Genomic DNA, 20,271 nt, shown 5'->3' with positions numbered 1-20,271 from the left:
GGTGTTGGTTAAAACAAGGAAACTATACAGTGTATAATTTCCTTGAGAAGATTTTAAAATTCTGTGTTATAATCTGAAGTGCTCTTCTTCAGCTTCAACTTCTATTAATTTCACACATTTTTGTAGCTTGTTACTCCAAACTAATCCGTCAGGACATACTCTTCCTCCTCCACTAGTGGGGTAATAAATTTCTTCTTCCACATAAATAGCTCCTCCTTTAATAAGGTCTAGATTGTCAGCTTGTAAGTTTGTGAACTTTTCTAATCCCTTTGGTAAAAAAAATGTTTTCTTCATAATTATTAATTTTAAGTTAATTGCTTACTCTATTTCTTTTTAAGTTTAAAAGATTACATTTTCAGCTACCTGTAAATCATTAAACTAATAGAAGTTAATAGGCTTGTTTTTAAACAAGTTTCTTAAATGAATTGCAACAAATATTAATGATTTGAGATGAAAAAGTAAGGTGACTAGGTGACTATTTATAAAAAATGGATGCATAATTTAAAAATTATAACACACTTTTAGAGGGGTAATTAACTTGTTTTTGAAGAGAAGAGATTTGAGAGTAAGATTTCTGTTTGAAGGTAGATTTTATTTTTTAGGATAGCGAATACGCTATAAAGATATAGATTGATAAAAGAAAACCTCTTTGTTTTTACTAAAAAACAAAGAGGTTGTTATTGTAGGCTTAAATTCTTTAAAACTTAAAATAATCCATTTATTTGAGCATCTATTCTATCGATAATAAAACCTAAGTCTTCTTGGTTATCAACAAAATCTAAATTATCAACATCTATAATTAATAATTTACCTTTATTGTATTGACTAATCCAAGCTTCATAGCGTTCATTTAACCTACTTAAATAATCAATACTGATAGAGTTTTCATATTCTCTACCACGTTTATGAATTTGACCTACGAGTGTAGAAATATCTGCACGTAAATAAATTAATAAATCAGGAGGGGTTACTAAGTTTTCCATTAATTCAAATAATGAAGAATAGTTACTATAATCTCTATTGGTCATAAGCCCCATTGCATGTAGGTTTGGAGCAAAAATATGAGCATCTTCATAAATAGTTCTATCTTGAATTATTTTTTTACCAGATTTACGAAGTTCTAAAACTTGACGAAAACGGCTATTTAAAAAGTATACTTGCAAATTAAAAGACCAACGCTCCATTTCTCCATAAAAATCATCTAAGTATGGATTTTCATCAACCGATTCAAAATGAGCTTCCCAATCGTAGTGTTTTGCTAATAATTTAGTTAAAGTGGTTTTTCCCGCGCCTATGTTTCCGGCAATTGCTACGTGCATAATTGTTTGTGTAAAAATGTTTTTAATATTGCTGGCACAGCCAGATTAGGGGGTGGTAAAATTACATAAAAAAAGGAATTAAGAAACAAGTTTAATAAATGAATATTAGATAAAAATAAAAAGCAAGCCAATTAGCTTGCTTTTTACTTTTCTGACATAGTTTATAACCTACTTAACAACTATTTTTCTTGTCACTTGTTTACCCGCATTTTCAACTTGTAATAAATAAAGTCCGCTTGCAGCTTTGGTTAATTGTATTTCTTCATTAAACTGACTAGAAATAGTTGAAAATTTTTGTGTTTCAAGTAATCTTCCCCTAAAATCAAAAAGTCTAATAATTGTTGATTTTTTATCTTTTACCTTGAAGTTTATTGTTAGCTTTTTATTTAATAGCGTGGGTGTTGGGCCTATTTTTAAATCATTAAACAACGTATTGTCTGTAGCAAAGCTTTCTTCAACGGTAATAGTATAGTCTTCTACCTCACCATTAAAATTTAATCCACAAGAATTAGGATTACTATTTACTTTTGTAGAAATTCTCATAGTTGTAGAACCTAATAAAGCATCTTCTGGAACGGTAATAGAAAGAGTATTAGAAGTTAAATCATAACTTTCATTAGCGTCAAACACACAGTTTTGATTCCAATCTACCCAAGCAAAAGTTTTAATATTGCTGTTACCATCACTGTTACCATCACTGTTAATTGTAGTTGACAAATCATAAGATACACCTCTAGCTACTAATGTATTCTTATCAGTGAAATTAGAATATCCTGTCGTTTTAGAAGAATTATTGTTAATGTCGTTAAAAGTTACATTAGTAATACTAATTTGAGATTCTGTTGTTCCAGATGATCTACAAATATTATTATTCTTGTTTACATTAAGGTTTATTGATTTTGTTAGTGAATTAGAAGATGCTGTAATAGTAATAACATGATCTCCTGTTGGAATATTGTTTATGTTATCAATGGTGACTATAATCCTAGAATCACTGTTAACAGTTTTTTTATCAAAGGAAATAGATGAGTTTTCTGGAATTTCTGAAGCTGAAAAAGTAACATCTTCATTAAATCCGTTAGAAGTTAGATAGTCCAATTCGAATTTAATATTGTTTGAAGCAGTTCCACAAATAGAAGCGTTACCACTTAAATTAGATAGAGTAAAATCAGGGGTTGTATCTATTTTAAATTGAGAGGTAATATTATAAAAAATATTATCAGCAGCTTCTATCATTAATACAGCGTTGTTAGTAGCTGCTAAATTCGGAAGAGTTATAGTTTCTGCTCCATCATTTGGAGTGTTTTCAATAAGAATAACGTCAAAAGAAGTACCTCCATTTGTAGATAATTTAATGTTTACATTTTGACAATTAATAGGAGCCGTATTTGTGTCACCAACTAGCCACTTAATTTCTCTTGTTGTATTAGGTGCCCAAGTAGGTTGGTTATTAATTATAAAAGGTTGAGTATCTATAATATTAATTTTTATATCATCTCTAGCAGAATTACCGCCTCCAACATGATTATCTCTTACTGTAAAAGCAAAGTCTAATTCTCTAGCAACTGATGGTAAAACCTCCCATTCTGTAGAAGTGTTTCCGCTTAGAACTGTTGAAAGAGCGGGAAAGTATCTATTTGGAGATTTAGAAGGAGATAATGATCTGAACATAGGTCCGCCAGTGTTTGTAGGTAAAGGAGACATTGTAGCTGTTTCATTGTTAATTTGCTCCCAAGTATATGTCAAAGAGGATGTTCCGTCAGCATCAGTAGCTTGTCCTTTTAAAATAAATGGAGTAGATTTAGGAATGCTTACATTATTTCCGGCATTAGCAGTAGGAGCATTGTTTCCTGTACTTGTTGAGGTAGCACAACTTCCTGTTCCTTGCACATGACTCCACATTTGAGCTATGCTAACCGCATGAAAATAATCATCGCTTACACTTTGTACATCTGGTGAGCAAATACCAGCATACCCCATAATTGTAGAACCACTTCCAGGTTCTACGGCAGTACTGTTACTCCTGTTACCATCACAAGAATTGTTAAATGTATGGGTAGCACCAAATTGATGTCCTATTTCATGAGCTACGTAATCTATGTCGTAGGTATCACCTATAGGTCTACTTCTTCCAGTAACTCCTTTGGCTTTATAGTTAGTAGCACAAACAGAGTTTAATTCAGCTAATCCACCAGCTCCTGTGCTAAATGTATGTCCAATATCATAATTAGCATTTCCAATAACATCATCACATTTTACTTGACTTTCGTCAATTAAAGTATTGGCATCATCATTGGTTAACCCATCAGTATTAGCATCTAAGAAAATTAAAGAATCATTATTATCAACAATAACCATTCTTACAGCTAAATCTCTTTCATAAACCTCATTAACACGAGTAATTGTAGTATTCATAGCAGATAGTACAGCTGCTTTTTTTTCTGCATCACTAGCTGTAGATGGTACTCTTTGGTTGTTTATGTGAAACTGAGCATATTCACCTGTACAAGCAATGGCCATTCTATAGGTTCTTAAATTGCCATCATCAGCATTTCTTCGTTGATGTGGTGATATGTTATTTTTTTGTACAGTGTCTTCTACCTTACACGAAAATTCATCTTTGCTTGGAGGTAGACTACTTTTCTTATAAACAATATATTCTTTATAGTCTTTGGTGTATGGATTTATGTAGGAAGTACCTTCATTTGCTGAAGAAATAATTACGTGAACTCCATCTTTTCCAATACTTATCTTAGCCGAAGAAGAAGGATTGTCAATTCCTTGAGCTGAAAAAGATTTAATCATAGGGTATTTTTCAGCTAGGGAAGGAGCTAAATAAGAAGTTTCTTTTATAGAAAATCTTTCTAGTTGTCCGTTAGCATTAGGAAGCTGGATAATTTTTGAATTAGGTGTATTTTTAGATAATGAGTTAGGCAATGTATTTTTAAAGCCTTCTAAGTTTAAACTCATTAAAATGTATTCTTTAGGTAAAGTATTATTTGTATTAAAAATTTCTTTTTTTTGTTGAGTAATGGCGTCTTTATGACTCCTTGTCCATAGTTGTTGTGAAAACAAGCTAGCTATTGATAAATAGAAAGCAAATAAAAAAGGAAGGGTACTTTTTTTAAACATGATTTTTGTTATTGATATACGTTTAGTTTATAACAGTAAAACTCTAAATTTCCCTACCTTTGTAGGGTAGTTTAGCGCCACAATTTATGAATAAAAAAATAAGAATTAGTGATCTAGGAAGAAAAGATTACAAGGAAACATGGGATTATCAAACGAATCTTTTAGATGAAATAGTATCATTAAAAAGAGAAAGAAGAAATGGAGATAGTGAAATAGAAACTCCTAATTACTTTTTGTTTGTAGAGCACCCGCATGTGTACACCTTAGGAAAATCAGGAGATATAAAAAATCTTTTGTTGAATGAAGAAAAATTAAAAGAGAAAGAAGCAACTTTTTATAAGATTAATAGAGGAGGGGATATAACTTATCATGGACCAGGACAAATTGTTGGTTATCCAATTTTAGATTTAGAAAATTTTTTTACAGACATCCATAAATATTTACGTTTGTTGGAGGAGTCAATCATTTTAACAATAGCAGAGTATGGGTTGGAAGGAGAAAGAAGTGAAGGAGAAACAGGTGTATGGCTTGGAGTAGGTACGCCGTTTGCTAGAAAAATTTGTGCCATGGGAATTAGAGCCAGTAGATGGGTAACTATGCACGGTTTTGCTTTAAATGTGAATGCTAACTTAGGCTATTTTGATAATATTATTCCTTGTGGAATACGTGGAAAAGCTGTTACTTCAATGGAAGTTGAATTAGGTAGAAAGGTCTCGGAAGAAGAGGTAAAAGAGAAAATTATAAAACATTTTAAAGAACTGTTTGAAGTGGAAGAGTTTATAAAAGCATAAAAAAAGGTTGACAATTGTCAACCTTTTTTTATGCTTTAGAACTAAAAATTATTTTTTAGCTTTGATTTCAAAAGAAATTTCCATTAAATCATTGATGAATTTGTCTTTTAAAGCAGCGTCAATTTTTTTAGACTTGTAAGTAACACCAAAGTCAGTTCTGTCAATACTAAAAGTATCACTTTTAAAAGTTACCATATCATCAGCTTCTGTAATAGTAGCTGGTATAGTAACACTTTTAGTAACGTCTCTAAGAGTTAAGTTTCCTGTAACGTGTACCTTTCCGTCTTTTACTTCAGAGGTAGCTACTTGAAATTTAGCAGTAGGGAATTTTTCAACATCAAAGAAATCAGCATTTTTTAAGTGTTTTTCTAAGTCTTCTTTACCGTCTCCAGCTTTTAAGTCTTCACAAGAAATAGTAGTCATGTCAATAATGAACTCACCAGATTTTACGTTTCCGTTTTCGATTTCTAATGTTCCTTTACTTAAACTTACGACACCATTATGAGAACCAGTAGGTTTGCTACCTTTCCAAGCAACAGAAGATTCAGCGATGTTAGTCTTATAAGTATTAATAACATTCTCTGTTTTTGCAACTTCTTTAATTTCGTCACTAACAGTAGCCTTGTTTTTATCTGTTTTACAAGAAACAGCTCCAATTGCAACAAATGCAATAGCTAAAATTGTTTTTTTCATTTTTGTGTTTTTAATAATGATACTTAATCAGATACAAATATAATTAAAAATAATTCCCATGGAAATTATTTTTTATCTTTGGAATCAATAATGATAGTTACAGGTCCATCGTTTAGTAACTCTACCTTCATATCCGCACCAAATTGACCTGTTTGTACTTTTTTTCCTAAATCAACCTCAATTTGTTGAACAAACTTTTCATATAAAGGAATAGCAACATCAGGTTTGGCAGCTTTAATATAACTAGGACGATTTCCTTTTTTGGTAGAAGCGTGTAAAGTAAATTGACTTACTATAATAGCATCTCCATTTATATCTTTAATCGATTTATTCATAACACCTTCTTCGTCATTAAAAATACGAAGGTTTGTTATTTTGTTTGAGAGCCATTTAATATCATCAGGTGTATCTTCAGTAACAATTCCAAGTAAAATTAAAAGCCCCTGTTGTATTTTAGCTACTCTTTCACCTTCAATAGTAACGCTAGCTTTTGAAACACGTTGAATGACAATTTTCATTTTATATAAATTGTTGAATTTTTAAATATTTGAATGTTTTGAACCTTAGTGGAGATTAGACTAAAAAATTATATTACTCCCAAATGTCGGTTCTGTAGTGTTCTTCTTCGCCTTCTAAAATTTGTAGATAACTTTTATAACGAGACCAAGCTATTTCTTCATTTTCTAGGGCTTCTTTAACTGCGCACTGTGGTTCGTTAATATGAATGCAATTGTTGAATTTGCAGTTTTGTTTTAAAGCAAAAAACTCAGGAAAATAATCGCCTAATTCATCTTTGTCCATATCAACTACACCAAAACCTTTAATTCCGGGAGTGTCAATAATACGAGCATTAAAACTTAAATCGAACATTTCAGCAAACGTAGTAGTGTGTTGTCCTTGTTTGTGTTGTTCAGAAATTTCTTTCGTTTTTAAGTCTAAAGATGGTTCAATAGCGTTAACTAAGGTTGTTTTTCCAACTCCTGAATGACCTGCAAACATACTTACTTTGTCTGTCATCATCTCTTTTATTTTATCAATATTGATGTTTTTAGTCGCGGAAACTTCAATGCATTCGTAACCGATGGCTTCATAAATATCTTTTAAATACAAAATTTCGGCACGCTGCTCAATTTCATAAGAATCAATTTTATTGAAAACTAATATAGTTTTAATTGAATAGGCTTCGGAAGTAACTAAAAAGCGATCAATGAAAGTCGTAAATGTAGGAGGGTTGTCAATAGTAATCAATAAAAACACCTGATCAATATTAGAAGCAATAACATGAGTTTGTTTTGAAAGATTAACAGACTTGCGAACGATATAGTTTTCTCGTTCGTGAATATTAGTAATCAATCCTGTTTCTTCATCATTTTTAGTTTCTAACGAAAAATCAACAATATCACCTACAGAGATGGGATTGGTACTTTTAATTCCTTTGATACGAAACTTTCCTTTAATGCGACACTTATATAGCTCGTCTTCAGATTTTACCCAATACCAACTTCCTGTAGATTTATAAACCGTTCCTATCATAAAACAAAGATGCGGATTATTCATAAAAATATAATATATTCGTTGCTTAAATTTTAAAAACATTATGAAAAAATTATTATTAGCAATTGCTTTTGCTGTATCATCGTTTTCGGTTGTAGCTCAGTCTTATGAGTACAAAGTGATTACAAGTGTTGAGTCAACAGTTCCAAATGGAATGGGGAGGTCAAGGTTATTATCTTCTAATGAAAGTAGAGATTTTAAAGATTTCACCTCAACAAGATCTGATGATAAAGAAAAAGATAAAAGAAACAAATCTGATCGTTCAGAAATTAGAGTTAAAAATTTTGAAGAAACAAAATTATTAAACTTCTTTAACTTAGGAGGAATAAGGTTCCAAAACATTGTAGCTAATGATGCTGTTATTTCTTCGAAAATTAACACTATGACAGAAGAAGGATGGGACTTAGCTTTTGTTAATACAGGAGTAGAAAGTTATGGAGGTAAAGGAGATAAAAATGGATTATTTATAACAAGATATATCTTTAAAAGATTAAAGAAATAGAAAAAGCGCCAAATGGCGCTTTTTTTATTTATTAATTATTTTCTCTTGATGATTGATACTTTCTTGATGTATTGCTTTGAACATTTTAAGTACAAACTCTTCACTTAAACCACGTTCATCACCTTCTAAAATCATTTTGCCTAGTATCTCATTCCACCGTTTAGTTTGTAAAATAGCGACGTTTTTCTCTTTTTTTAACTGACCAATAGAGTCTGCTATTTTCATACGCTTTCCTAACATTTCAATGAGTTGATGATCTACTACGTCAATTTGAGTACGTAGCGTATTTAAAGCATTTCTGTACTCAGTTTCTGTATCTGTGGCTTTTCTAACTTTTAAATCAATCATCATTTGAATTAATGATTTAGGAGTAATTTGCTGAGTTGCATCGCTCCATGCATTATCTGGATCGTAATGAGTTTCAACCATTAAACCATCAAAATTTAAGTCTAATGCAGTTTGACAAACATCGAAAATAATATCACGACGACCAGCGATGTGTGACGGATCACAAATCAGTGGTAAATCAGGGAAACGGTTTTGCAATTCAATAGGAATTTGCCATTCAGGGTTGTTACGGTACCTTGTTTTTTCATAAGTAGAGAATCCTCTATGAATAACCCCTAGTTTTTTAATGTTTTTAGCGTACAAGCGTTCTATGGCACCTAACCACAATGGTAAATCGGGGTTTACAGGGTTTTTTACTAAAACAATTTTATCTGTACCCTCTAAAGCATCTGCTATTTCTTGAACAATAAAAGGACTTACGGTAGTGCGAGCACCAATCCATAAGATGTCTACGTCGTGCTCAATTGCAAGTTTTACGTGGTCTTTGTTAGCTACTTCAGTAGCAATTAACATTCCTGTTTCTTGCTTTGCTTTTTGTAACCATTTTAGCCCTAAAGCACCCACACCTTCAAAATTACCTGGTCTTGTACGAGGTTTCCAAATTCCAGCTCTTAAAACAGTAGCATCTGTATCTTTTAATTCGTGTGCAATTTGTAGTACTTGTTCTTCTGTTTCGGCGCTACAAGGTCCTGCAATTACTAGTGGATGCCCTAACCCGAAAGCATCTAACCATTTTTTTAACTCTTTTGTATTCTCCATTTTTGATATTCTTATTGTTGAGGTATTCCCTCTAAAATTCCATTTAATATTTGTTTTATATGATTGGTGTTTTCCATTTCTATATAGATTTCTGGAAAATCGTTGTTTTCTAATAAAGTTTTGAATTGTTGTAAGTTATGAATATATTCATTCAGAGACTCAATAACATTTTCTTTATTTTGCTCAAAAATAGGTGTCCACATTGCTGGTGAGCTTTTTGCTAAACGCACAGTAGAAGCAAATCCACTACCAGCCATATCAAAAATATCACGCTCGTTTTTCTCTTTTTCAATAACTGTTTTACCTAACATGAAAGAGCTGATATGTGATAAATGTGATACATAGGCTATATGCTTATCGTGTGACTTTGGATCCATGTATCGAATACGCATCCCTAATTTTGAGAATATGTCTAATGCTTTTTCCTGTAATTTGAATGCTGTTTTTTCTACTTCACAAATAATATTAGTTTTATTTCTAAATAGGTTTGTCAATGCAGCATTGGGTCCTGAAAACTCAGTTCCAGCAATAGGGTGTGTTGCTAAAAAATTTCTTCGTTTCGAATGATTTTTAACAGCATCGCAAATTAGTTCTTTAGTCGAACCTACATCGAAAACCAAACAGGTATCAGAGATATTATCCAATGTTTTCAAAATAATCTCTCGTGAAACATCAACAGGAATAGCAATAATGACTATATCTGCATTTTTCAACTCTGAAAAAGTTGCTTTTTGATGGATAATCCTTTTCTCTAAAGCAAGGTCTCCATGCTCTTCGTTGGAATCTATTCCGTAGATAGTAGCATTTTTAAATCCTAGCTGAATATCTAAGGCAAAACTTCCGCCGATTAATCCTAGTCCTATGATAAATACGTTCATTATATTCTGTTGATTGCTTCGTTAATTTTTTCTTCTGGAACGCATAATGAGAAACGAATATAGCCTTCTCCTTGATTACCAAAAATGGTTCCTGGAGCAGCGAAGATGTGTTTATTATATAGTAAATCATCAATCATTTCTTCAGATGTTTTTCCATCAGGAAGTTTGCACCAAACAAACATTCCAGATGCGTTTTTATCGTAGGTACATCCTAATTTTTCTGCTAACTCAAACACTAGTTTTTGCCTTTTTTTATAGGTGTTGTTTAGTTGAGTAAACCAATCCTTATCTAGTTCTAATGCTTTGGTAGCTCCTTTCTGAATTCCATAAAACATACCTGAATCCATTTGAGTTTTTACTTTTAAAATTTCAGTTAAGAATTCAGGTTTACCTAATAACATTCCAACACGCCATCCAGCCATGTTAAAAGATTTACTTACTGAGTTTAATTCTAAAGCAACATCTTTTGCGCCTTCAATTTGTAAAATACTTTGAGGGTGTTCATTCAATATAAAGCTATACGGATTGTCATTTACAATAACTATGTTATGTTTTTTTCCAAAGCCAATCAACTTTTGAAAAGTTTCTTTGGTAGCATCAGCACCTGTTGGCATGTGTGGATAATTTACCCACATCAACTTTATTTTTGAAGTATCGAGTTTTTCCAAAGCTTCAATATCAGGTTGCCAGTTGCTCGCTTCTTCCAAATTGTAAAAAATTGGTTTTCCTCCCAATAAATTGGTTACTGAACTGTAAGTTGGGTATCCTGGATTAGGAATTAATACCTGATCGCCTTCATTTAAAAAAGCTAATGAAATATGCATAATTCCTTCTTTACTTCCCATTAAAGGGAGTACTTCGTTATCAGGATTAATGCTAACCTTATAGTTATTATGATAAAAAGTTGAAACAGCTTGTCTAAATTCAGGTAAACCTTGATAACTCTGATAACTATGTGCTCCAGTATCTTGTAGGCTATCTTGAATAGCTTTTAATACCGATGTTGGAGGTTGTAAATCAGGGCTTCCAATTCCAATATTTATAATTGGTTTACCTTCTGAAATTAATTGACGTACTTCTTGTAGTTTTTTAGAGAAGTAGTATTCCTGTACGGTTTGTAGTCTGTTAGCAAACTGTATCATAATCTTCCGTTTTTGTATTCGCCTAATATTTTAAATTCTTCTGCCATAATTTGTATGATGGCTTTTGCTTTTTCGTAATCTTTATATTTTTCAAAAGTTACATCTACGAAAAAAGAGTACTTCCAAGGTGTCTCGATTTTGGGTAACGATTGTATTTTAGTAAGGTTTAATTTACAGTCGCTCATTACATTTAGTACTGTAGCTAAACTTCCTCTTTTGTGATCTAGTTCAAATTTTAATGAAGCTTTATTGATTTCACTTTTACCATTTTTTGGAAGACTTGTTTGAAGAAATACAAAACGAGTTGCGTTGTTTTTAATCGTTTGAATTTCATCTTCAATAACTGATAATTTAAAAATATCAGCAGCCGTTTTAGGTGCAATTGCTGCAATTCCTTTTAATTGTTGATCCGCGATTCTTTTTGCAACAGCAGAAGTGTCAACATCTTCAACTAACTTGATGTGCTTATGTTGTTTGAAAAAATCTTTACATTGTAGTAATGCCATCGGATGCGAACAAACCTCAGTGATGTCTTCAATTCGTTGGTCAGGTAACGCCATTAAATGATGATGTATAGACAAGTAATACTCACCAGAAATATGCAAATTGTACTTGTCAATTAGGGCATAGTTGGGTATGATTGAGCCTGCTATGGTGTTTTCTAAAGCCATAATTGCTTGCTCACTTCTTGAATTAATAAGGCTATCAACCAATACGTCAAAAGATAAGCACTCGTGTAAGTCGATGTTTTCTCCGTAGTAGTTGTTTGCAACAATATGGTGGTTGCTTCCTTGTATTCCTTGAATGGCTATTTTTTTCATTTTACATCAAAAAAAAAAGCCTCGATAAATTCGAGACTTTGATTGGGTATATATTTTTTGTTAGGTTAACAATATGATACAAAGTCTCGTCTCTTACTAAAAAAGTAAAAGTAAAAATAGAAACCTTGCCATACGTTTTGTAACATCATTGTATTTGTGTTTTTTGTACGGAACAAATCTTAGAAATAAATTTAACTAAACCAAATTTTTTTTAAAAAAAGTGTAAAAAAGAAAAAAGCTTCTCAAAATGAGAAGCTTTTTGCGGTCTGGACGGGACTCTCCATTTTTTTACTTTTGTTAGTGTTATTGGGAGTTACAAAGGATTACATTTTTGATGTATGCCTAAAAGTGTGCCTTTTTCTTAATTAACACGAACAAAATATACTGTCTTAATATAACTTTCAATACCAGTTACTGTGAATTTAAAATTCATTTTATTTTCACTTACCTCAACAATTTGTTTATTGTTTCCTGGTAGGGTTAATTCATTATTTGATTCATTGTAAGAATAAGTCCCCTCAGATGTTCTTGCATCCTCACAATTTGTTCCAGAGTACTTAGTAAGGATAACTTGTTTATTAGATTTTAATTCTAAAGTTTCCTTTAAATCACAAGCTGACAAGGTTACTTCTTCAATACTTCCAATGGAGTATTCTTTAGTTTCTTTTACCTTATTCCATTTTCCAATAATTCCTGATTGTAAATTATCATCACTTCCCCCGCATGAGGATAGAATTAAGGTAGTCATTAAAAATAAAATTACTTTTTTCATATTACTAATTTTTGATTATTACTGTTTAAAATTTACTATTATAATAGAGTAAATATATTCTGTTGGGTTTTGATTTTAATTTTGAGTAAGATGTCAAGTTCAAAGTATAAATGGATGTATTCAATTAATTCTTCATTAAATACTTTAATATCTCCTTTTGTGTAGTTGTATACTTCATAACTCTTTTTTGTATCTACCAATTCTAAATCAAACTCCCAATTTTCATATTGCATGCCAATTCTGAAAGGTAGTTTAATAGTCATTACACAAATACTTTATTTTTTCTTTGATTTATTGGTACTGCTATTTTGAAATCTATAGTACTGTCTGTTCTGTTGTTTAGATGAATAGCTATGCCATTTTGGATGCAGAACAAGTCTGAATTGCCACCCAATACATCTTCAAATAAAAACTCATCTTCACTACCAGCAAATGAATTTATAAATTCAATTAAGTAATTAAGATTATTTTGACTTGTATTATAAGTTACAGCTAATAGTTCGTCTTCATAAAAGCTTAAATAAGTTTCTACTTGTAAAGTCTTGCTAGATAAGTGTAATTCCGAAGTTTTATGACTTCTGTAGTATTTTACTCCATTTAAAAAGGTTGTTAAATGAATTAAATCAATATTGTTTTCTTCAAATGAGCTTCCTAGATTATGTATGATGTAATCACAAATCATGAATTAATCTTTGGATTAAAAAAACCATCTTTAACCCATAAATAAATTCTAATTATTAACCAATAATAAAAAAAGCTGTAAAGAGCTAAATGTCTATATGGATTTATAAATTTTATATCCTTAAAAAATAGTATTAGTAATACTAAAATTAATGGTATAGTAATACTTATTATTATATGTAGCCTTTTATAACCTAAAGCTAATAATCTTAATCTATCAAAGAGTATTTTGTTCATTATTTAATTATTTTTTTTACAAAAAAGAAGATTAGAAATAGAACAATAATTACTTCACCATAATTTTTAACTTCATTGATAAACACTTCTCTTTCTTGCTTTTGTATTATTTTATTATGTTCATTTAATATTTGTTTCTTTATACTTACAAGTTTTAAATAATAATCTTTTTTATTCTGAAAAGAATTACCATTCAACCCATAAACACCTGAAATCTCATTTCCCCATTTTAATATACTTTTATTGTGATTTTTTAATTCAGGGATTTTAGAAATAATAAAATCTTCATTACCTAAAAATTTAGTATTTAAAAGTTCAGTAATTTTATTTTCAGAAGTTATAATAGCCTTTTCTAAATTAAGTTTTACCAAAGGGTTATTATTGTCTAATAAATTGTTTTTTGGGTCTTTTTCGAATAATTCAATAGACTTTTTTGCAAGAAAACTATCTACTTGTAAAGACTCACTATTAGTTGAACTGGGGTGATAAATATAACCTAGTTTTAAAGCTTTTTGATATAATTCATAATCTCTCTCAAAAGCCTCAATATCATCTCCGTAAATTGATTCATAAATAATATTTCCAACCTGAACCCTAGGAACATATTTACCCTCACTAGTCAAAATAGCATTTTCTTGAAAGATTTTATATCCTAAAGCCTCCAGTATTAATATTTCATCTTCTTCAAACATAATAAATAGTGTTTGCCATATATGGCATTAACATAAACAAATATAACTCTTTTCTTGACTTGTCAAATTAGACAAGTTATAATGAGTCAGGATTTAAAACAGCTACAAATTTCAATTCAGAAAAAAGTAGGTAATAACATTCAGAATATTAGGGAAGAAAAAGGTCTATCACAAGTAGATTTGGCTAGTAAGATGCTTGGTAGATTTGATACTACAAATATTTCTAGAATTGAATCTGGTAGAACAAATCCTACTCTTTTCACTTTATATAGAATTAGTGAAGCTTTAGAAGTTTCATTAACTGAATTAGTAGGTTTTTCTTTAGAAGAAAAATAAGAAAAAGCTATTATAGTAGAACTTGCTTAAAAGAATTATTATACCTTTTATTTCATTAATTTATATAGTTTCTGGTAGGAATAAAAAAGGATTTTATAATAAAAAAAGCTATTATTAATTATCTGCAAATTAATTCGTTTTTATAAAAACCTCTTCTTAGAGTTATTTCATTCATCTACTTATACATGTGAATACTGTAGAAATTGCAAATATTGCAAGTTTGGTAGATTACAATAACCCTTGATCTGCAAAACTAAAATGTTCATCCTTAGTAACTATTAAGTGATCTAAAAGCACCATATCAAAATAACTACATGCTTTTTTAACTTTATTGGTAATTTCAATATCAGCCTTACTTGCTTTTAAATTTCCACTAGGATGATTGTGACACATAATTATACTATGTGCATTAGATTTTAAAGCTACACTTACAAGTAATTTGACATCTACAACTGTGCTATTTGTTCCTCCTTTAGATAATTCAAATATACCCAATACCATATTGGCTCGATTAAGTAAAATTACTTTCATTTCTTCTTGTAATTCAATTAAATCTTTATTCCATTTCTCAGCAACTAGATTGTAAGCATCTGCGCTATTTTGTATTTTGAACTTATTAATATTCCTACTAGAATAGGAAATTTTTATTTCAGCTACTTTCATAAATTTAAAATTATAAATCTGTCCAGCATTCGTAATTACTTATTATAGTAAATGCAAAACTTGGACAGATTAAATTAAACTAATTCTTCCTCTAATTTGTTTATACCATTTTGTGAAAACACACTATGGTCAGCTTTAAAAAGCTTTTTAACATTAGGAGCTTCATCTGGAGTATAAACCCATTTGTGAGTTAAAATTATTTCTTCTCCTGTTTCTTTAATGACATATTCATAAGGAGCTACTTCTTGTTTAACAATACTTCCTTTCATTTGAGTTCCTATTAAAGCTTTACAAGTAACCTCATCAAAAGTAGAAGTTATCATTGCTTTTTTTGCTGTAGCATAGAATTGACCTGTAGTTTTGCTTACTACCATTTCTATACCCCCTTGTAGTTCTAATAAATAGAATTTAGAACCATCTTCTTTGCTACACTCTCTGTAGCCTACAATTTGTACCATAATTTTATTTTTTTGAGTTGATAAATAAGTTGATTCTAGAAAATATAAGTTCCTTTAAAAACAGCTATCACCTTGCTTTTATATATAGGGTTCAAAAAATATTTTCTGCTGAGAAACACGCGGGGTGTTTTAAAATCAAGAATAAGTGGGGGTGCTTAGGTTAGTGGCATTCACATATACAGAAAGGTAGTCTCATTTTTTTTTATAAAATTGTATTTTACAAATTGCCTATCAAAAAAATAACAATATGAAAATAGTAAAGAGTATAAGAATAAAATATTTTCGTTCAATATTACATACAGTTAAAGGAGGAAGGACTACTATAAAAACATCTGATATAAACGTAATTGTTGGAGAAAATGATGCTGGGAAATCAAACTATCTTAGAGCTTTAAACTTATTTTTCAATAATAAATGTGATACTAATCAAGATTTTGATTTTTGGAAAGACTTTTCAATTCAAAGACATAAAAAGAAAAAAGAAAGAAGTAGAATTGAAATTGAGTTAATTATATCACCTCCTAGTAAGCAAAGTTTTTTAAACCATGGAGATGTTAAATGGACTAAAATCTGGTATGAAAATTCATTAATACCAGATGAAAAATTTGAATATTTAAATGGACAAAAGTTTACAGCTAATTACAAAAGTTCCTATTATAAATGGTTAAAAAAAATAAAGTTTAGATATGTTCCTGCCATAAAAAGTAAAGAATATTTTGATAATTTAATGTTTGACTTATATGATGTATTACAAAAGGATACTAATCAATTAGAAACAGACTTTAATACACAGGTAAAGGAAAAAACACTACCAATAACTAATCAAATAAATAAGAGATTAAACTTAGATAGTATACTGCAATTTAGAGGTTCTTTTCGTGATTTATTTAATACACTTGAATTTGGAAGTAATGATGGGAAATTAATGCTTAACCAAAGAGGAGATGGAATAAAAGTACGTCATATTCCTATTATATTGCAAAATATAGCTGAAGCAGAATTAGAGTTAACAGAAGATAAAAAAAGAGAACCTAGTTCTAGTACAATTTGGGGTTTTGAAGAACCTGAAAATAATTTAGAATTTCATTCTGCCGAAAGGCTATCCAATGCTTTTTTAGAATATTGTAAGAAAATTGGACATAAAGAAGACTTGTTGCACCCTCATGATGAAGGAATTCAAATATTTATAACTACTCATTCACCAATTTTTTATACTCTTGAGGATAAGGATAATCATAGTGTGAATACTTTTTATGTAAAGAAAGAATCTGATAATAATTCAGAAATTAAATTAATTCCTAAAGACAAAAATAGCAGAGTTGAACTTGAAAACATGATGAATTTAACTCCTTTAGTTAGTCTTTCAAGTAAATGGATTGATATAAAAAACGAATTAGATTTAAAAAACCAAAAACTTTTAACGCTAGAAGAAAATATAAAAAAACTAACTAAACCTGTACTCATAACTGAAGGAAAAACAGATACAATAATATTAAAAACTGCTTGGAAGAAACTTTATGAGGATTTAGAAATTCCTTTTGATATTATTCCTGGTGATACATCTCCTGAAAATGAAAATAATGGGGGTAATGCTGGGGCTAGTGTTCTTAGCCATTTTGCTAAATCTGTAAGAGAAACCGACAATATAAAAATTGTTTTATGGGATTATGATAAAGAGGGAATTAAAGGTTTTAAATTAGATAAAAACTTCGAAATACATAATGACTTAAAATATGTAAAAGTGCATAAAAACAACCGTTCATTTGGTTTAATTTTACCTAATCAAGAAGGGTTGAATGATTTTTACGAAGCAGAAAACCTTCCAATTGAATTTTACTTTGATATTGAATATCTCAATTTAAGAGATGAAAACAATAAAGGTATTATTCTAGAGAAAGAAAAAATGGTAAAAACTTTTGGTAACAAGATTGTTGAACGTGAATTAGAAGAACAGTATTTTTGTAAAGTAAAAGGGGATAAAATGGCATTTGCAAATAATATTGTACCTACACTTTCTAAAGATTCTTTCAATAGATTTAAAAAAGTGTTTGAAACAATTGTCATAGATATTTTAGAAAAAAACAACTATTTTCTAGAAGAACCCCAACTCAACTAAGTGAATTGGGGATAGCTCAAAAAAAAGTAGCTTATTAACTATCAATATAATAATGCTCTTATTTATTCACAGGAACTTTATCTAGCTTCTCTTTCTTTTCTTTAAAAGCAGGTAATAAAATTTCTTGGTGTTTAGGGTTAGATTTATAAATTGTAGTTAACTCTGGAATAGATTTAGCCTCTGCAATTTGTTGTAGTATCTTTTCTATTTTAAGATGTCTTGGAATACACCATTGAGCTAATTTTTCTCCAACTTCTTCTGTAATTACAAATTCATTTCTAGTAGAGAACAAACTTGTTCTATCTTTACTTATTATAGCTTTATGCTCTTGATTAATTAGTTCAAAATTTACTGTTAGTTCATATTCCCAACCCTCACGTGTAATCTCTTTAGTTCCTAGCTTAGTAACCTTAGTTTTTCCATTAGGTTTAATATCTAATGAGTAATGAGTTTTTCTTCTAGTGGTAGTAATAATATGACATGAAGATTGTAATATGGTATCAACAAAAGTTTGATGTAGTTTAGTAACCTTTGCCCAATCCTGAAATCTTCCCCCAAGTTTTGAATGTATATCTAAGCATCCTCCTGAGCCATTCCACTCGTGACTAATAGAGTCTAAAATGATTACTTCAATATTGTTATTGGATTCACATAACTTAATTCCTTCTATGTACCTAGAAGGACTGAAAGGCGCTCCTAAATTAATTACTTGAAAGTCTCCTAGATGTGTATATAAACTAGCTGACTTATTTTCTGTGTCAATTACAGCTATTTTATTCCAGTTCTTAGTGAGTCCATAAGCTAGTAGTAGAGCTGAGTAGGTTTTTCCAAATCCACTTGCTCCTGATAAGCCAATTCTAAGCTTTACAGCATCTCTTTTACTTGGTTCTAATTGCATAATTTTTAAGTTTAAAAAGGTTAATGTTTTTCTTTACGTTTGTATATCTTTAAATGAAAAAAGCAGGCTATTATGCCTGCTCTCAATTATTAATTGTACATGTTGCAAACTCTGCAAAGCTTGCAATATCTACCATTTCTATATAGGTAGCTTTTTGTATACTCCATGTTTTATCTTGGATAAAATTTTATCATTTACCCATTTCTTTAAAATTGTACCATAGGTTCTTTGAGCAATATTTAATACAGTGGCTATTTCTAATCCTTTTTTTCTTGTGAAGGTTTCTGATAAATTTGTATAAAGTTGTCTTTCAATAACTGTCATTTTTACTGTGTTTTTTTCATACATATCAAAAACATGGAGGCTATGGTCAACTAAGTGTTTAATGAATTCTAAGGAGGTTATAACATCTTCATCCGTGGCTTCAATAACCAAAGACTCTTCTTGTATTTGCTCCTGATTTCTTAAAATCGTCAATATCATTACAATCCTAAAACATATTAATCCGAGTCTTTTGGTTACTGAAATAAAATCATTCTTGTTTTCTAAAAAAAGGTTTGTAATATCACTCATTATTTCATTAAATAATTCGCATTGCTCTTCATTCATTACTACTTCAATAGATTCTGTTTTTATTAACCTATCATAAAGTTCTTTTATCTCATTTCCCTTTTCTTTGAATAGCTCTTCTTTAATGGTAGTATGGGATTTAGCAAAAACATCTTTCCAACCTTGAACTTCATCAAAATAGTAGAATAAGAATCTACTAAAAAGCCCATTTTCTTTTGAAGAAATTAAAGGCTGAATTTGATTGGGCGTTCCTGATAATACAATGGATAATTTGGGGTTATCAACCTCAAATAATCTATCAGACCTACTAATACTACAGGTTTCATGTTGAAAGGCTTTCCTCATCAAATCTGAAAAATCTCCCCAATCCTGTTTTAACATATTGGATAAGGAATCTGCTTCCGTTTCAAACATCAATAAGCTATCCTCTGCGTATTCAAGATGATGGTAGCATTTGGAGCTACTTACATTACCTGGTATTACTTTAGCTATTAATTCAGGTTTACTAACATTTTCTTCTTGACTCCTCCTAAACTCCTGAAGTTTTCTTTGGTATTCTGCCTTTTTAGATTCATGAATAGGCTGGATTAATAATTTACTCCAATCCATAACTCCTTTACCTGATGCTGGTGGTGCTATAATAAAAACATACAAATTGGTTCCAAAAAATCTTCCGTCATAGTTTCCTTTTACATTAGGTAAACAGGCACTTAATACGCCTAGTAAGGATAGAAAGATTATATCCTTTTCTCTTCCTTGAAATTCATTTACAATTTCATTTAATGGTTCTGGTAAGTTCTCATATACTTGGTTAGGTATAAAGTTCGATGAACTCACGGTTGTAGCAACTAAAGATGAACCTTCTATAGTTGCTTTCTCATTTTCTTGAACTTCTTTGTTCATAATTTA

At 30.2% G+C, this 20,271-nt stretch carries 22 protein-coding genes; 4 read left to right on the top strand and 18 right to left on the bottom strand.

The window, feature by feature from the left end:
- Positions 1 to 66: 66 nt before the first annotated feature.
- From ACXIHB_RS07500 to ACXIHB_RS07490, 3 genes are all read right to left on the bottom strand, one after another.
- Positions 67 to 294, bottom strand: coding sequence for a hypothetical protein (locus tag ACXIHB_RS07500; RefSeq protein WP_462099302.1), 228 nt, complete (start codon positions 292 to 294; stop codon positions 67 to 69).
- Between the two features lie 410 nt (positions 295 to 704).
- Positions 705 to 1,319 (bottom strand): deoxynucleoside kinase, encoded by a 615-nt coding sequence (locus ACXIHB_RS07495; RefSeq protein WP_047788603.1) that lies wholly within the window; start codon positions 1,317 to 1,319, stop codon positions 705 to 707.
- 168 nt (positions 1,320 to 1,487) lie between these two features.
- On the bottom strand, positions 1,488 to 4,451 hold the full coding sequence (locus ACXIHB_RS07490) for a reprolysin-like metallopeptidase (protein ID WP_462099301.1): 2,964 nt from the start codon (positions 4,449 to 4,451) through the stop codon (positions 1,488 to 1,490).
- Between the two features lie 86 nt (positions 4,452 to 4,537).
- Between ACXIHB_RS07490 and lipB the strand changes: the two genes are divergently transcribed.
- Positions 4,538 to 5,242: a lipoyl(octanoyl) transferase LipB gene (gene lipB, locus ACXIHB_RS07485; RefSeq protein WP_047788602.1), complete on the top strand. Its 705-nt coding sequence runs from the start codon at positions 4,538 to 4,540 to the stop codon at positions 5,240 to 5,242.
- Positions 5,243 to 5,290: 48 nt separating this feature from the next.
- Here lipB and ACXIHB_RS07480 read toward each other — a convergent pair whose 3' ends face one another.
- The 3 genes from ACXIHB_RS07480 to rsgA form a co-directional block, all read right to left on the bottom strand.
- Positions 5,291 to 5,935: a YceI family protein gene (locus ACXIHB_RS07480; RefSeq protein WP_462099300.1), complete on the bottom strand. Its 645-nt coding sequence runs from the start codon at positions 5,933 to 5,935 to the stop codon at positions 5,291 to 5,293.
- 65 nt (positions 5,936 to 6,000) lie between these two features.
- Entirely contained in the window at positions 6,001 to 6,453 is a 453-nt protein-coding gene (gene dtd / locus ACXIHB_RS07475; RefSeq protein WP_281979944.1) for a D-aminoacyl-tRNA deacylase, read from the bottom strand.
- A gap of 73 nt (positions 6,454 to 6,526) precedes the next feature.
- On the bottom strand, positions 6,527 to 7,468 hold the full coding sequence (gene rsgA, locus ACXIHB_RS07470; protein WP_349264533.1) for a ribosome small subunit-dependent GTPase A: 942 nt from the start codon (positions 7,466 to 7,468) through the stop codon (positions 6,527 to 6,529).
- A 64-nt stretch (positions 7,469 to 7,532) separates the two neighbouring features.
- On the opposite strand from rsgA, the gene ACXIHB_RS07465 reads away from it, so the two are divergent.
- A complete protein-coding gene (locus ACXIHB_RS07465) occupies positions 7,533 to 7,991 on the top strand; it encodes a hypothetical protein (protein WP_159614049.1) in 459 nt (152 codons plus the stop codon).
- Positions 7,992 to 8,015: 24 nt separating this feature from the next.
- Here the strand turns inward: ACXIHB_RS07465 and ACXIHB_RS07460 are convergent, their stop codons facing one another.
- From ACXIHB_RS07460 to ACXIHB_RS07425, 8 genes are all read right to left on the bottom strand, one after another.
- Entirely contained in the window at positions 8,016 to 9,098 is a 1,083-nt protein-coding gene (locus ACXIHB_RS07460) for a chorismate mutase (RefSeq protein ID WP_462099299.1), read from the bottom strand.
- A gap of 11 nt (positions 9,099 to 9,109) precedes the next feature.
- Positions 9,110 to 9,976, bottom strand: coding sequence for a prephenate dehydrogenase (locus tag ACXIHB_RS07455; protein WP_173360528.1), 867 nt, complete (start codon positions 9,974 to 9,976; stop codon positions 9,110 to 9,112).
- Complete coding sequence (locus ACXIHB_RS07450; protein ID WP_462099298.1) at positions 9,976 to 11,118, bottom strand: pyridoxal phosphate-dependent aminotransferase; 1,143 nt, start codon at positions 11,116 to 11,118, stop codon at positions 9,976 to 9,978. Before ACXIHB_RS07450 ends, ACXIHB_RS07455 begins: the two co-directional genes overlap by 1 nt.
- Positions 11,115 to 11,939 carry a prephenate dehydratase gene (locus tag ACXIHB_RS07445; protein ID WP_462099297.1) on the bottom strand — a complete coding sequence of 275 codons (825 nt, stop codon included), beginning with the start codon at positions 11,937 to 11,939 and terminating at the stop codon, positions 11,115 to 11,117. The genes ACXIHB_RS07450 and ACXIHB_RS07445 overlap by 4 nt, the downstream gene beginning before the upstream one ends.
- A gap of 361 nt (positions 11,940 to 12,300) precedes the next feature.
- Positions 12,301 to 12,711 carry a lipocalin family protein gene (locus ACXIHB_RS07440; protein ID WP_462099296.1) on the bottom strand — a complete coding sequence of 137 codons (411 nt, stop codon included), beginning with the start codon at positions 12,709 to 12,711 and terminating at the stop codon, positions 12,301 to 12,303.
- Positions 12,712 to 12,749: 38 nt separating this feature from the next.
- A complete protein-coding gene (locus ACXIHB_RS07435) occupies positions 12,750 to 12,974 on the bottom strand; it encodes a hypothetical protein (protein WP_462099295.1) in 225 nt (74 codons plus the stop codon).
- Positions 12,974 to 13,393, bottom strand: coding sequence for a hypothetical protein (locus tag ACXIHB_RS07430; protein ID WP_462099294.1), 420 nt, complete (start codon positions 13,391 to 13,393; stop codon positions 12,974 to 12,976). Before ACXIHB_RS07430 ends, ACXIHB_RS07435 begins: the two co-directional genes overlap by 1 nt.
- A gap of 235 nt (positions 13,394 to 13,628) precedes the next feature.
- Entirely contained in the window at positions 13,629 to 14,321 is a 693-nt protein-coding gene (locus ACXIHB_RS07425) for a hypothetical protein (protein ID WP_462099293.1), read from the bottom strand.
- Between the two features lie 81 nt (positions 14,322 to 14,402).
- Between ACXIHB_RS07425 and ACXIHB_RS07420 the strand changes: the two genes are divergently transcribed.
- Positions 14,403 to 14,657 (top strand): helix-turn-helix domain-containing protein, encoded by a 255-nt coding sequence (locus ACXIHB_RS07420; protein WP_462099292.1) that lies wholly within the window; start codon positions 14,403 to 14,405, stop codon positions 14,655 to 14,657.
- Positions 14,658 to 14,885: 228 nt separating this feature from the next.
- On the opposite strand, the gene ACXIHB_RS07415 is transcribed toward ACXIHB_RS07420, so the two are convergent.
- A complete protein-coding gene (locus ACXIHB_RS07415; protein ID WP_462099291.1) occupies positions 14,886 to 15,320 on the bottom strand; it encodes a JAB domain-containing protein in 435 nt (144 codons plus the stop codon).
- A gap of 74 nt (positions 15,321 to 15,394) precedes the next feature.
- Positions 15,395 to 15,778 carry a hypothetical protein gene (locus tag ACXIHB_RS07410; RefSeq protein WP_462099290.1) on the bottom strand — a complete coding sequence of 128 codons (384 nt, stop codon included), beginning with the start codon at positions 15,776 to 15,778 and terminating at the stop codon, positions 15,395 to 15,397.
- 247 nt (positions 15,779 to 16,025) lie between these two features.
- Here ACXIHB_RS07410 and ACXIHB_RS07405 point away from each other — a divergent pair, with 247 nt between their 5' ends.
- Positions 16,026 to 17,894 carry an ATP-dependent nuclease gene (locus tag ACXIHB_RS07405; RefSeq protein ID WP_462099289.1) on the top strand — a complete coding sequence of 623 codons (1,869 nt, stop codon included), beginning with the start codon at positions 16,026 to 16,028 and terminating at the stop codon, positions 17,892 to 17,894.
- A gap of 58 nt (positions 17,895 to 17,952) precedes the next feature.
- Here the strand turns inward: ACXIHB_RS07405 and ACXIHB_RS07400 are convergent, their stop codons facing one another.
- Together ACXIHB_RS07400 and ACXIHB_RS07395 are read right to left on the bottom strand one after the other, a co-directional pair.
- Positions 17,953 to 18,792 (bottom strand): AAA family ATPase, encoded by an 840-nt coding sequence (locus ACXIHB_RS07400; protein WP_462099288.1) that lies wholly within the window; start codon positions 18,790 to 18,792, stop codon positions 17,953 to 17,955.
- 138 nt (positions 18,793 to 18,930) lie between these two features.
- Positions 18,931 to 20,265 (bottom strand): DUF3987 domain-containing protein, encoded by a 1,335-nt coding sequence (locus ACXIHB_RS07395; protein ID WP_462099287.1) that lies wholly within the window; start codon positions 20,263 to 20,265, stop codon positions 18,931 to 18,933.
- Between the last annotated feature and the right edge of the window lie 6 nt (positions 20,266 to 20,271).

This window comes from Tenacibaculum sp. IMCC1 (assembly GCF_054906355.1).
Note: the sequence above shows the minus strand (reverse complement) of the source record. Positions and strands in the feature narration are given on the sequence as shown.

Bases quoted from the DNA above. Each gene is read 5' to 3' on its own strand.
- ACXIHB_RS07500 (WP_462099302.1), bottom strand. From the start codon at position 294: ATGAAGAAAACATTTTTTTTACCAAAGGGATTAGAAAAGTTCACAAAC.
- ACXIHB_RS07495 (WP_047788603.1), bottom strand. From the start codon at position 1,319: ATGCACGTAGCAATTGCCGGAAACATAGGCGCGGGAAAAACCACTTTA.
- ACXIHB_RS07490 (WP_462099301.1), bottom strand. From the start codon at position 4,451: ATGTTTAAAAAAAGTACCCTTCCTTTTTTATTTGCTTTCTATTTATCA.
- lipB (WP_047788602.1), top strand. From the start codon at position 4,538: ATGAATAAAAAAATAAGAATTAGTGATCTAGGAAGAAAAGATTACAAG.
- ACXIHB_RS07480 (WP_462099300.1), bottom strand. From the start codon at position 5,935: ATGAAAAAAACAATTTTAGCTATTGCATTTGTTGCAATTGGAGCTGTT.
- dtd (WP_281979944.1), bottom strand. From the start codon at position 6,453: ATGAAAATTGTCATTCAACGTGTTTCAAAAGCTAGCGTTACTATTGAA.
- rsgA (WP_349264533.1), bottom strand. From the start codon at position 7,468: ATGATAGGAACGGTTTATAAATCTACAGGAAGTTGGTATTGGGTAAAA.
- ACXIHB_RS07465 (WP_159614049.1), top strand. From the start codon at position 7,533: ATGAAAAAATTATTATTAGCAATTGCTTTTGCTGTATCATCGTTTTCG.
- ACXIHB_RS07460 (WP_462099299.1), bottom strand. From the start codon at position 9,098: ATGGAGAATACAAAAGAGTTAAAAAAATGGTTAGATGCTTTCGGGTTA.
- ACXIHB_RS07455 (WP_173360528.1), bottom strand. From the start codon at position 9,976: ATGAACGTATTTATCATAGGACTAGGATTAATCGGCGGAAGTTTTGCC.
- ACXIHB_RS07450 (WP_462099298.1), bottom strand. From the start codon at position 11,118: ATGATACAGTTTGCTAACAGACTACAAACCGTACAGGAATACTACTTC.
- ACXIHB_RS07445 (WP_462099297.1), bottom strand. From the start codon at position 11,939: ATGAAAAAAATAGCCATTCAAGGAATACAAGGAAGCAACCACCATATT.
- ACXIHB_RS07440 (WP_462099296.1), bottom strand. From the start codon at position 12,711: ATGAAAAAAGTAATTTTATTTTTAATGACTACCTTAATTCTATCCTCA.
- ACXIHB_RS07435 (WP_462099295.1), bottom strand. From the start codon at position 12,974: ATGACTATTAAACTACCTTTCAGAATTGGCATGCAATATGAAAATTGG.
- ACXIHB_RS07430 (WP_462099294.1), bottom strand. From the start codon at position 13,393: ATGATTTGTGATTACATCATACATAATCTAGGAAGCTCATTTGAAGAA.
- ACXIHB_RS07425 (WP_462099293.1), bottom strand. From the start codon at position 14,321: ATGTTTGAAGAAGATGAAATATTAATACTGGAGGCTTTAGGATATAAA.
- ACXIHB_RS07420 (WP_462099292.1), top strand. From the start codon at position 14,403: ATGAGTCAGGATTTAAAACAGCTACAAATTTCAATTCAGAAAAAAGTA.
- ACXIHB_RS07415 (WP_462099291.1), bottom strand. From the start codon at position 15,320: ATGAAAGTAGCTGAAATAAAAATTTCCTATTCTAGTAGGAATATTAAT.
- ACXIHB_RS07410 (WP_462099290.1), bottom strand. From the start codon at position 15,778: ATGGTACAAATTGTAGGCTACAGAGAGTGTAGCAAAGAAGATGGTTCT.
- ACXIHB_RS07405 (WP_462099289.1), top strand. From the start codon at position 16,026: ATGAAAATAGTAAAGAGTATAAGAATAAAATATTTTCGTTCAATATTA.
- ACXIHB_RS07400 (WP_462099288.1), bottom strand. From the start codon at position 18,792: ATGCAATTAGAACCAAGTAAAAGAGATGCTGTAAAGCTTAGAATTGGC.
- ACXIHB_RS07395 (WP_462099287.1), bottom strand. From the start codon at position 20,265: ATGAACAAAGAAGTTCAAGAAAATGAGAAAGCAACTATAGAAGGTTCA.